This window comes from Aeromonas finlandensis (assembly GCF_000764645.1).
In the GTDB taxonomy this organism is placed as follows: domain Bacteria; phylum Pseudomonadota; class Gammaproteobacteria; order Enterobacterales; family Aeromonadaceae; genus Aeromonas; species Aeromonas finlandensis.
In genome coordinates this window covers 24,867-36,937 of sequence record NZ_JRGK01000350.1, presented here as the reverse complement: position 1 = coordinate 36,937, position 12,071 = coordinate 24,867, and the positions used below count along the sequence as shown (strand labels likewise).

At 63.0% G+C, this 12,071-nt stretch carries 9 protein-coding genes; 5 read left to right on the top strand and 4 right to left on the bottom strand.

The features are described from left to right. Complete coding sequence (edd, locus tag LD28_RS0120890; RefSeq protein ID WP_033138820.1) at positions 1 to 1,797, bottom strand: phosphogluconate dehydratase; 1,797 nt, start codon at positions 1,795 to 1,797, stop codon at positions 1 to 3. Continuing rightward, positions 1,794 to 2,303 (bottom strand): gluconokinase, encoded by a 510-nt coding sequence (locus LD28_RS0120885; RefSeq protein ID WP_033138819.1) that lies wholly within the window; start codon positions 2,301 to 2,303, stop codon positions 1,794 to 1,796. The genes edd and LD28_RS0120885 overlap by 4 nt, the downstream gene beginning before the upstream one ends. A gap of 243 nt (positions 2,304 to 2,546) precedes the next feature. Here LD28_RS0120885 and gntU point away from each other — a divergent pair, with 243 nt between their 5' ends. From gntU to LD28_RS0120865, 4 genes are all read left to right on the top strand, one after another. Then, positions 2,547 to 3,887 carry a gluconate transporter gene (gntU, locus tag LD28_RS0120880; protein ID WP_033138818.1) on the top strand — a complete coding sequence of 447 codons (1,341 nt, stop codon included), beginning with the start codon at positions 2,547 to 2,549 and terminating at the stop codon, positions 3,885 to 3,887. Between the two features lie 148 nt (positions 3,888 to 4,035). Beyond that, on the top strand, positions 4,036 to 5,385 hold the full coding sequence (gene pssA / locus LD28_RS0120875) for a CDP-diacylglycerol--serine O-phosphatidyltransferase (RefSeq protein WP_033138817.1): 1,350 nt from the start codon (positions 4,036 to 4,038) through the stop codon (positions 5,383 to 5,385). 190 nt (positions 5,386 to 5,575) lie between these two features. Then, a complete protein-coding gene (recG, locus tag LD28_RS0120870) occupies positions 5,576 to 7,645 on the top strand; it encodes an ATP-dependent DNA helicase RecG (protein ID WP_033138816.1) in 2,070 nt (689 codons plus the stop codon). Positions 7,646 to 7,676: 31 nt separating this feature from the next. Further along, positions 7,677 to 9,788: an AsmA family protein gene (locus tag LD28_RS0120865; RefSeq protein WP_033138815.1), complete on the top strand. Its 2,112-nt coding sequence runs from the start codon at positions 7,677 to 7,679 to the stop codon at positions 9,786 to 9,788. Positions 9,789 to 9,842: 54 nt separating this feature from the next. On the opposite strand, the gene LD28_RS0120860 is transcribed toward LD28_RS0120865, so the two are convergent. Continuing rightward, a complete protein-coding gene (locus LD28_RS0120860; protein ID WP_033138814.1) occupies positions 9,843 to 10,751 on the bottom strand; it encodes a bifunctional GNAT family N-acetyltransferase/hotdog fold thioesterase in 909 nt (302 codons plus the stop codon). Positions 10,752 to 10,921: 170 nt separating this feature from the next. On the opposite strand from LD28_RS0120860, the gene LD28_RS0120855 reads away from it, so the two are divergent. Continuing rightward, positions 10,922 to 11,602, top strand: coding sequence for a spermidine synthase (locus tag LD28_RS0120855; RefSeq protein ID WP_033138813.1), 681 nt, complete (start codon positions 10,922 to 10,924; stop codon positions 11,600 to 11,602). On the opposite strand, the gene dtd is transcribed toward LD28_RS0120855, so the two are convergent. Next, positions 11,591 to 12,028 carry a D-aminoacyl-tRNA deacylase gene (dtd, locus tag LD28_RS0120850; RefSeq protein WP_033138812.1) on the bottom strand — a complete coding sequence of 146 codons (438 nt, stop codon included), beginning with the start codon at positions 12,026 to 12,028 and terminating at the stop codon, positions 11,591 to 11,593. The two genes, LD28_RS0120855 and dtd, sit on opposite strands and share 12 nt — an antisense overlap. Positions 12,029 to 12,071 lie beyond the last annotated feature (43 nt).

Here is a 12,071-nt window from a genome sequence, read left to right as displayed (position 1 = left end):
TTAGTCAAAAATAGTGGCGCCGCACTCGGCGCTCGATACTGCGCGACGCATCACGCTGAACAGTTCACGGCCCCACCCCTCTTGTTCCAGAGTGAGGTCAATCTCGGCCTGGGTGCGACCACTCAAATCGGTCAGGCAGTCGAGGCGACCACTTACCGCATCCACCCGCAGCAGATCGCCATCGGCAAGCAGGCCGATGGCCCCGCCGTGCAGCGCTTCCGGGGTGACGTGGATGGCGGCCGGGATCTTGCCGGAGGCACCGGAGAGACGGCCATCGGTGACCAGAGCCACCTTGTAACCCGCCTTCTGCAGGTTGCCGAGTACCGGCATCAGCTTGTGCAGCTCCGGCATGCCGTTGGCGGCCGGGCCATTGTGGCGCACCACGATCACGGCATCCTGATTGAGATCGCCCGCCTTGTAGGCCGCTTCCACCGCATGCTGGGAGGAGAAGACCCGGGCCGGGGCTTCAATCACCCGATATTCGGGAGCCACGGCGGAGACCTTGACCACGGCACGGCCCAGATTGCCCGCCAGCAGCTTGGTGCCGCCGGTCGCATTAAATACGCTACCAGTGGGAGAGAGCACACTCGCATCGCCGCTCTCGCCGACCGGCTGCCATACCAGCTGGCCATCGACCAGCACCGGACGGCTGAGGTAATCCTGCATCTCGCCAAAGACCGGGGTGGCATCCATGTGGATCAGCCCCTCTTCGGCCAGACGGCGCATCAGACCGGGCACGCCGCCCGCCTGTTCGAAGGCATTCACATCGGCCGGGCCGTTCGGGTACATGCGCACCAACAGCGGTACCACGTCGGAGAGATCGCTGATGTCATCCCAGGTCAGTACCAGACCGGCCGCGCGGGCCAGCGCCACCATGTGGATGCTGTGGTTGGTGCTGCCACCGGAGGCGAGCAGGGCCACCAGACCGTTGACCAGCGAACGCTCGTCCAGCACTTCGCTCAGGGGGCGATAGGCCGGGGAGCCCGGGATCATGGCGCTGATGCGGCGTGCCGCTTCAATGGTCAGGGCATGGCGCAGCTCGCTGTGCGGGTGCACGAAGGCAGAGCCCGGCAGCATCAGGCCCATGGCCTCGAACACCAGCTGGTTGGTGTTGGCGGTGCCGTAGAAGGTGCAGGTGCCCGCCGCATGGTAGGCGCCGCACTCCATCTCCAGCAGGGCATCGCGACCCACTTCACCGGCGGCGTACTTCTGACGCACCTTCACCTTCTCGTCGTTGCTGATGCCGCTCGCCATCGGGCCAGCCGGTACAAACGCGGTCGGCAGATGGGCGTGGGAGAGCGCCCCCATGATCTGGCCCGGGGCGATCTTGTCGCAGATGCCGAGCAGCAGGGTCGCATCGAAAGTGTTGTGAGAGAGCGACAGCGCGGTCGCCTGGGCGATCAGGTCGCGGGAGAAGAGGGACATGTCCATCCCCGGCTGACCCTGAGTCACGCCGTCGCACATGGCAGGCACGCCGCCAGCGACCTGAGCGCTGTGACCCAGCTCGGCCAGCGCACCCTTGATGATGTCCGGATAGCCCTGATAGGGCTGATGGGCACTCAGCATGTCGTTGTAGGCAGTGACGATGCCGACGTTGGCGCGGGTCATGTCGAGGATGCGACCCTTCTCGTCACTGCTGCAGGCGGCCACAGCGTGAGCCAGGTTGCCACAGGCCAGTGCGGCGCGGGTCTTGCCCTGCTCTGCCTGACGCTGGATGCGGGCCATAAAGGCCTGACGACGGGCGGCACTGCGCTCGCGGATGCGGGCAGTGACGTCGGAAATTACCTGATGAATCATCGGGCTTGCTCCAATGCTGTGACGGCGCGGTCAACCACCTGTTCGAAGGTGCCGTCGATATCAATGTGGAATACACCAGCTTCGCCATCCGGGCGCTCCAGGGTATCGAACTGACTTTGTACCATGCTTTCGCGCATGAAGTGGCCCTTGCGGGCCCGCATCCGCTCGAGGATCAGCGGTTGGCTGCCATCGAGGAAGATAAAGCTGACCGACTCGTTGCCTTCACGGATCTGGTCGCGATACTGCTTTTTGAGGGCGGAACAGACGATGATACCCACTTCGTTTTTCTGCTCCAGACTGTAAGCCGCATCACGAATACGCTCCAGCCAGGGGGCGCGATCCTCGTCGTTGAGGGGGTTGCCGCCAGCCATCTTCTGGATATTGGCCTTGGGGTGCAGGTCATCACCATCGATGAACTTGGCGCCCAGCGCTTCTGCCACCTTGAGGCCCACGCTGGATTTACCGCTGCCACATACACCCATCACGATAATGCACTTACCCGCCATAATTTGACCTCTGTCCCACTTTTCAAAAAACCAGCTGTTGATGGGTTCTAATCTAGCACGTTACCGGTAACATGTTACCGGTAACGATTAGAAATGTGAAGTCGGCCACAGACTGTAACTAACACTCTCCGGCCCCGTGCCTGATGCGGCAGATTAGCCATATATACAAATAAATCATAATCTTATGGCTAATACCGAGTCCTGCTGCATTGCCACTGAACAACTAACAAGGAACAGAGAACAATGTCGGATATCTCTTTGATCATGACGGCCGCAGGCTCGATTGTGCTGCTGCTCTTCCTGGTGATGAAGGCCCGGCTCCACGCCGTGGTTGCCCTGATCCTGGTCTCCATGGTGGCGGGTCTCGCCGCTGGCATGAACCCGGCCGATATCGCCGCCACCATCCAGAAAGGGATGGGCGGCACCCTCGGTTTCGTCGCGGTCGTGGTGGCGCTGGGCGCCATGTTTGGCAAGGTGATGGAAGTGACCGGCGCCCTCGACCGGGTGGCCCACACCCTGCTCGGCAAGTTCGGCGTCAAGCGCGCCAACTGGGCCATGGCTCTGACCGGCTTTGTCTGCGCTCTGCCGCTCTTCTTCGACGTGGCCGTGGTGCTGCTGATTGGCGTCGCCTTCGCCATCGTCCGTCGTGGCGGCGGCAGCGTGGTGAAGATCGGTATCGCCCTGCTGGCGGGTATCGCCACTTGCCAGGCCTTCCTGATCCCGGCACCTGGTCCCATTCTGGTGGCCTCCCAGCTGGGTGCCGACTTTGGCTACATGATCCTGTTCGGTCTGATCGCCGCCGTACCGGCACTGATCCTGGCAGGCCCGCTGTTCGGTGACTTCATCAGCAAGATCGTCGATGTGCCGCTGCCTGCCGATGCCCAGAACAGCGTCCACGATGACAGCAAATCCCTCCCCTCCTTCGGGCTGGCCATGGGTCTCATCGGTCTGCCGCTGCTGCTGATCGGCCTCAAGACCATCGTCGGTCGCTTCGTCGAGGCGGGCTCTACCCTGCACGGCTGGCTGGAGTTTATCGGTCACCCCTTCACCGCCATCATGGTCGCCTGTCTGGCCGCCTTCTACCTGCTGGGTATTCGCCGCGGCATGTCCCGTGACGAGGTGATGAGCGTCTGCAACAGCGCTATCCAGCCGGCCGGCGTCATCATTCTGGTTACCGGTGCCGGTGGCGTCTTCAAGCAGGTGCTGGTCGATTCCGGCGTGGGTGCCGCCCTTGGCAACATGCTGGCTGACACCGGTCTGCCCATCGTCGCACTGGCCTTCATTCTGGCGGCCGCGGTACGGGTGATTCAGGGCTCCGCCACCGTCGCCATGCTGACCGCCTGCGGTCTGGTACTGCCAATGCTGGAACCCCTCGGCCTGAACGGTGCCCAGCTGGCGGCTGTCACCATCGCCATCGGCGGCGGTTCGATCGTGCTCTCCCACGTCAACGACTCCGGTTTCTGGCTGGCCAACCGCTACCTCGGGCTGACCGAAAAGCAGACCCTGCAGACCTGGACCGTGATGGAGACCATCATCGGTACCACCGGCGGCATGATGGCGATGATCATCTACAGCTTCCTGTAATCACGCGAAAAGCTGACAAAAGGCCTCACTTGTGAGGCCTTTTTCATCTTTCTGACGATTCTTTCTTTGGCTGAGAGGGCGAGATTGTTAGAATTGCCTATTCATCGCTCCGAGTGGAACGCTTAACCCCGTGATTTCAGGTTTCTCTATGCATTCTTCGGCCCATTATCGACAACTGCTGGCGCGCCTGCCCCAGATCGCCGTCGCGGCGGATCAGTTTGAAGTGCTCTACAGCGCCCAGGATTTCAAGCGCCGCATTCTTGCGCTTATCGCCAGTGCCACCCGGCGCATCTATCTGGTGGCGCTCTATCTGCAGGATGACGAGGCCGGACGGGAGATCCTCGCCGCCCTCTACGCCGCCAAGCAGCGCAACCCGGCTCTCGACATCAAACTGTTCGTCGACTTCCACCGTGCCCAGCGCGGCCTGATCGGCAAGGGCAAGCAGGGCGGCAACCACCTGATGTATCAGAGCATGGCTGCCAAACACGAGCACCAGATCGAAATCTACGGCGTGCCGGTCAAGGGGCGCGAGCTGCTTGGCGTGCTGCACCTCAAGGGCTTCATCTTCGATGATACCGTGCTCTACTCCGGCGCCAGCCTCAACGACATCTACCTGCATCAGCAGGATCGCTACCGCTTCGACCGCTATCACCAGCTCACCAGCCCGGAGCTGGCCCGCAGCATGGTCAACTACGTGGATGACCTGTTCGTGAAGAGCGACGCGGTGCAGCGACTGGATCACAGCGACATCCCCAGCGCCAAGCAGCTGAAGGGGCCGATCCGCCGCTTCAAGCAGAGCTTGCGCCAGAGCCAGTACCGCTTCAGCACCATGCCGGTCAACACCCAGGAGGTGGCCGTCACCCCCATGGTGGGTCTGGGCAAGCGCAACAATCAGCTCAACCTGATGATCCGCAATCTGGTGCGCTCCACCGAGCGGGAGATCTTCATCTGCACCCCTTACTTCAACCCGCCCAAGGAGTTGAGCAAGGATATCGAGGATCTGCTGCAGCGCGGCTGCAAAGTCACCATAGTGGTGGGCGACAAGACCGCCAACGACTTCTTCATTCCGCCGGAAGAGAAGTTCTCCACCATCGGTGGCCTGCCCTATCTCTACGAGACCAACCTGCGCAAGTTTGCCGAGCGCAACCAGCGTCACATTGACGACGGTCGCCTCAACCTGATGCTCTGGTGTTGCGAGCGCAACTCCTACCATCTCAAGGGGATCTTCGTGGATGACGAGTGGGCCCTGCTCACCGGCAACAACCTCAACCCGCGTGCCTGGGCGCTGGATCTGGAGAACGGCCTGCTGGTGCACGATCGTCGCCACCTGCTGCGTCCCCAGTTCAACGCGGAGCGGGAGAACATCCTGGCCAACACCAAGCGGATCAGCCACTTCGATCAGGTGGAGCAGATCCAGGACTACCCGGAACAGGTGCGCAAGCTGCTGGGACGGATCCACCGGGTCAAGGCTCATCTGCTGCTCAAACGCATCATCTGACCCCGGGCGCCATGCGCCTGCACCTCGCCCGCTGGCACCCGCACAAAGGCCTCCCGTTTTCGGCAGGCCTTTGTTATATCCGCCGTTTCCCCCGCTTTGGCGCCCCTGCCAGCAGCAACTCGGCTTGCATCGGCCCCTCAACAACCCCTATCATCTGGACATATTTACAGTGTTTTCGGGCATCTAATTGATGAAATTGGATAAAATTCCTCTCGATAGCCTCAAGGGTGTCGGCAGCAAAATGCTGGAGAAGCTCGAGCGGCTGGGGCTGGCCACGGTACAGGATCTGCTGTTCCACCTCCCCCTGCGCTACGAGGACCGCACCCAGGTGTGGCCCATCGGCGATCTGCCGCCCGGCCTGCACGGCGCCGTCGAGGGCGAAATCCAGGACACTCAGCTGGTGATGGGGCGCCGCCGCATGCTGGTCTGTCGCATCAGCGATGGCACCGGCACCCTCACCCTGCGCTTCTTCAACTTCACCGCCGCCCAGAAAAACAGTCTGGCGGCGGGCCGCCTGATCCGCTGCTTTGGCGAGGTGCGCCCCGGCAAATACGGGCTGGAGATGGCCCACCCCGAGTACAAGCTGCTCGGCGAGGAGCAGGCCGGCCAGACCGAAGAGGCACTCACCCCCGTCTACCCGACCACCGAGGGGCTGCGCCAACTCACCCTGCGCAGCCTCACCGATCAGGCGCTGGCCCAGCTCGACCTCTATGGCGTGGAGGAGCTGCTGCCCGCCGGTCTCTATCCCCATCAGATTGAACTGGCCGCCGCCCTGAAGCTGCTGCATCGCCCGCCCCCCTCGGTGGCGCTGCCGCTGCTGGAAAGCGGTCAGCATCCGGCCCAGCAGCAGCTGGTGCTGGAAGAGCTGCTGGCCCACAACCTCTCGGTACTCAAGGTGCGCGCTCAGGCCCAAACCCAGCTGGCCCGCGCCCTCAAACCGGCGCCTGCGCTGGTCGAACAGCTGCTCGGCGCCCTGCCGTTCAAGCCGACCGGCGCCCAGAGCCGGGTAGTAGCGGAGATAAGTAAGGATCTGCAACAGAGCCACCCCATGATGCGGCTGGTACAGGGGGATGTGGGCTCCGGCAAGACCCTGGTCGCGGCACTGGCTGCCCTGCAGGCCATCGGCAACGGCTGTCAGGTGGGGCTGATGGCACCGACCGAGCTGCTGGCGGAACAGCATGCCATCAACTTCGCCAAGTGGCTGGAGCCGCTCGGCATCGGTGTCGGCTGGCTGGCGGGCAAGCAGAAAGGCAAGGCGCGGGAAGAGGCGCTGGCCGCCATCGCCGACGGCAGCGTCAAGATGGTGGTGGGCACCCACGCCATCTTTCAGGAGCAGGTGGTGTTCCAGCGCCTCGCCTTGGTCATCATCGATGAACAGCACAGATTCGGGGTGCATCAGCGCCTCGCCCTGCGTGAGAAAGGGGAGCGTGAAGGGGTACATCCTCATCAACTCATCATGACCGCCACCCCCATCCCCCGCACCCTGGCGATGACCGCCTATGCCGACCTCGATACCTCGGTCATCGACGAACTGCCGCCGGGCCGCACCCCCATCACCACGGTGGCGCTGCCCGACAGCCGTCGCGGCGACGTGATCGAGCGGGTCAAACTCGCCTGCACCGAGGGCAAGCAGGCCTACTGGGTCTGCACCCTGATCGAGGAGTCGGAGGTGCTGGAGTGCCAGGCCGCCGAGGATACCGCCGCCGAGCTGCAAAACCTGCTGCCCGGGCTGCATATCGGGCTGGTACACGGCCGGATGCGCCCGGTCGAGAAACAGCGGGTGATGGAGGAGTTCAAGGCAGGCATACTGCAACTGCTGGTTGCCACCACCGTCATCGAGGTGGGGGTGGATGTGCCCAATGCCAGCCTGATGATCATCGAAAACCCGGAACGACTGGGGCTGGCGCAGCTGCACCAGCTGCGCGGTCGGGTTGGCCGCGGAGCGGTAGCCTCCCACTGTGTGCTGCTCTATCATGCCCCCTTGTCCAAGACGGCCCAGAGCCGACTCGGGGTGCTGCGTGAGACCAACGATGGCTTCCTCATCGCCCAGCGCGACCTGGAACTGCGCGGCCCGGGGGAACTGCTCGGCACCCGCCAGACCGGTCTGGCCGACCTCAAGATCGCCGATCTGGTGCGAGATCAGCCGCTTATTCCGCAGGTACAGAAGATGGCGAGATTCCTGATGGATCGTCATCCCAACCATGTTGAACCCTTGATCCGCCGCTGGCTCGGTCTGCGGGACCACTACTCAAACGCCTGACAACACACCCCAAAACAGGAGGAAAGCATCCATGAATTCCTGGCTACGCAGCCTGCTCTACACCTTCGCCTTCCTGCTGTTGTTGGTCTGGGTTGCCCTCGGCCTGTTCGACGCCGAGCGCGCCAAAGGCCCCATCGCCAGCTGGATCAGCCAGCAGACCGGCGTGCCGGTCACCATAGGGCGGCTGGTGTTCAACCCGCTGCACCCCTACACCCTGCTGGCGGAGCAGGTGCGTTACGGCGATGCAGTCTCCCTCGACAAGATCTATCTGGAGATCGAGAGCATCGACTGGCTGAGCCGCGACGTGCGCATCGCCCATCTCGACCTCATTCGCCCCGCCATCAAGCTGCCGCTGCCCAACCAGCTGCCGAGCCTGCCGGTGCACTCCCTCACCATCAGCGACAGCACCATAGACCGGCTCAGTCTGGAGAGCCCCGAGCTGACCCTGCGTGGCCTCAATGCCACCCTGAGTGACTGGGAGCTGATCGACCCGAAACGGCAGCCACAGGCCAACCTGAGCCTCAATATCGGCCAGCTGGAGACCCCGCAATTCACCTTCGCCCGTCTCAACCTGCAAGGACGGCTGGAGGGGGAAGTGCTGCGTACCGACAAGCTGGTGACCAACCTGTTCGACGGTCTGCTGGAGGCCGGCATGGTGCTGGACTGGCCCGCCCGCACCCTGCAACTGCACGATCTCAAGGCCCGCGGCATGCGGGTGGAGCTGGGTGATCTGACGCAGCAAGGCTTCCCGCAGCGCTTCCCGTTGCAAAGCGTGTCGCTGGATCGCGGCCAGCTGGACGGCGTCAGCCTCAACGACATCAATCAGGAGCTCTCCTTCAACAACTTCAGCGGCCAGCTCACCGCCTTCAACTGGCAGGCGGGCAGCCAGCCTACCGGCTATCTGATCGGCACCCTGGGCGATATGGGGCGTGGCCTGTTCCAGCTGGAGGAGATCAAGGGCAAGCTCGCTTTCTCGCCCCAGCAGATCGACGGCGAACTGCAGGGCAAGGCCTATGAAGGGGCGTTCAGTGTCGAGCTCTCCCTCGATACCCAGCAGCAGAAGCTGACCCTGAAAGACGTGGCGCTGAGCGGCATGGATATCAGCCTGCCGCAGGGTTGGTGGCAGGATTGGCAGAGCTGGCGCCCGCAGCAGGTGGATATCCGCAAGCTGGCGTTCGACAAGCTCAAGGTGCTCTCCTTCGACGATACCCTGCCCCTGTCGCTGACCGGCTGGCAGCTCTATCTGAGCGATCTCGCCCTGCGCGATAACCAACCCGGCCCGCTGCTCGGCCGCGCTCGTATCGAGAGCAAGTGGTTCGAGCTGGTGTGGGATGGCCTCAGCGCCCGTAACGGCGAGCTGGATGGGGAGCTGACCCCCAGCTCCTGGCAACTGGGCAAACTCACCAGCTCGCTGCCGGATGAGGGCACCTTCAGCCTGAGTGGCCAGTGGGGCCGCGAACCGGGCCAGAGCAGCCGCCTGCAGTTGCAGGCAACCAAGCTGGATCTGCAGCAGTGGGGCAAGATACTCCACTCCCCGGTCTCCTTTGCCGGCAAAGCGGACGTGAGCGCCGACCTGCAAGCCGAACATGGCAAAACGGCGGGCGAGTGGCGCCAGACCCTGCAAGGCAGCTTTGCCCTCGATGCCGATGAGCCGTTCTGGGACAAGGTGAAGATAGATCCGCTGCTGGATGAGTGGTTCAAGGGGGCAACCCCACCCACCCTGACGCCGGATCAGCTGTGGCAGGCGATGCAGGAGGGTGATACCCCCTTCTACCGCATCAAGCTGCTGGGCAAGATCGACAAGGGCCAACTGCAGATCGAGCAGGCTGGTGCCTCCACCATCACCCATCTGCTGGCGCTGCAAGGGGGGATCGATCTGGTCAACGAGCAGTGGCAGCTGGATCTGGGGATCCTCAATGGCAACCGCTGCGCCGAGCTGCTCGGCCAGTGGCGCGGGCCGCTGACGGAACCCACACTGGCCTGGAGCTTCCCGCAGAAGCAGGACGCCTGCGGCTGGGAAGTGGGGGTACGTTATCCACCCCAAGGCAACAGCGCCCCGCTCTGGCGACCGGCTCCCGCGCCGAAAGCTCAAGCCCAAGTCCAGACCCAAGCCGGGCAGACAAGCGACAGCCAGCAAGGGTAAAAACAGACAAGGCCTCATGATGAGGCCTTGTTGTTTGATGGGGAAACGACGCGGTTACTGGCCCGGGCGGCGGGGCGGCTGCACCACGTAGTGGCCGCAGAACTCTGCCGCCAGTTTGCTGCCGCTGAACAGCTGGATCTTGAGGCTAAAGGTAACCGGCTCGCCCCGCTTGAGCGGCTGCAGCACGGCGGGCATCCCCTCGCGGGCTACTCGCGCCTCCGGCTCCTCATCGACCGGGCCATGATATTTGATGGTGCTCTCGGCCAGCACCGGCTCGCCCACCAGCCCCTCCTCTTTAAGTTGCAGCCAGATCAGCCCCCAGCCCGCCAGCACGCACTGGCTGTAGACACTGCCGGCAAACATGCTGCCATGCACGTTGAAGTTGGCCGCCAGATTGGCCTTGAGATGGAAGGTCTGGCCGTCGTAGTGGCTGATGTGCATCCCCATCTTCTCGCTGATGGGCACCCCGCGCGACCAGCGGGTGGTGAGATCCTGACACCACTCCGGCCGATACTGGATGGTCTGCAACGGGCTCAGGGATTTGATCATCTGGCGATGGGGTATGCGACCAAAGGAGACGGGGCCGCCCCCCACTTCGAGAAAACCGCACTTGCGATAGAACTCCACCGCCTCCTGACGAGCATTCATCACCAGTCGTTTCACCTTCTCGCTGCGGGCCAGCTGCTCAAGATCCTCCACCATTTTGGCACCCAGCCCCTGCCCGCGATATTCGGGGCGCAGCGCCATAAAGCGGATCTGCGCCTCGTCGCCGCCGATAAAGAGGCGGCCCACCGCGATGGGGGTACCATCGGGTGCCAACATCAGCCGGTGAATGGCGACCGTATCGTATTCGTCCCGCTCGGAACCGACCGGCAGATTGAAGGGTTTACGCAGAAGTTCCCAGCGCAACTGGTAATAGACATCCAGCTCGGCGGCTGTCTGAGGGGTGACTACCCGATACATAAAGCGATCCTTGAGTTTGCGCCGACTGGCAGATGGAAGGACTTACACAGACGTTTCCAGCGCAGCATGCAGTCAGTACCCGGCTCGGCTGCCGTTTGGGGGGTGACTACCCGGTACATAGTTTCATCCTTGAGTTACACTGGTCGGAAACCATCTTGCCGTGCAAATTCATGGACTTCAATCTGCAAGCGTACCAAGCCGATCACTTGTTGCACCTCAGCGTCAAACCCCAGCGCCGCCTCACGGTACAGGAAAATAGCCACCATCGCTGGCTGGAGATAGACGGCGTGGTGCAATCTGCCATGTCGCTCGCCGACCCCGCAGCCCTCTGTCTGCCCCATCAACGGGTCATCGCCTGCCTGCTGCCGGAACAGGCCGGGCAGATCCTCGAACTGGGGCTGGGTGGCGGCGATCTCACCCGCCACCTCTGCCAGCGCTGGCCCTCGGCCCGCCATGAATGCATCGACCTCGACGAAGAGGTGCTGACCGTTTATCAGCAGTTTTTCCAGCATCAGGCGCACGATGGGCAAGCCGTTCCGGCACTCCATCAGGCCGATGCCCTCGCCTTTCTCGAGCAGAGCGAGCAGCAGTACGACCTCATCCTGCTCGATCTTTTCAGTCAGGATGGCAACCCGCTGCTGCTGTTTCAGGAGCGGCTCTACCGGGCGCTGGCCCCCCGACTGACCGGCACCCTGGTCATCAACCTGCTGCCGCGCACCGAGCTGGAGCTAACCCACGCCCTGATGCTGATCGAACAGTGGATTGGCCCCGCTACCCCCTATCCGGTCGCTGGGCTTATCAACGTGATCGTCCACGTCACACCGCGGGATCAGGCATCCTCAGACCTGTAGCCAGAAGGTAACCGGGCCGTCGTTGACCAGCGCCACCTTCATGTCGGCGGCAAAACGGCCGGTTGCGGTCGGGATGCCGCTGGCAGCAGCCTTCGCCACGAAGTAGTCATAGAGGCGCTCGGCCTCGCTCGGATGGGCACCGCAGGAGAAGCTCGGGCGCATCCCGCTCTTGGTATCGGCCGCCAGGGTAAACTGGGAGACCACCAGCAGGCTGCCGCCGATCTGGCTGACATTGAGGTTCATCTTGCCATTCTCGTCACTGAAAACCCGATAGCCGCTTACCTTGTGCAGCAGTTTGTCGGCCTTGGCCTCATCATCCCCCTGCTCCACCCCGAGCAGCACCAGCAGCCCCTGACCGATGGCGCCGGTCACTTCGCCCTCGACGGTCACGCTGGCCTCGCTGACCCGCTGAATCAATGCAATCACATCCCTCTCCTCTCAAAACAGAACGACCGCCCCCTTACAGGGG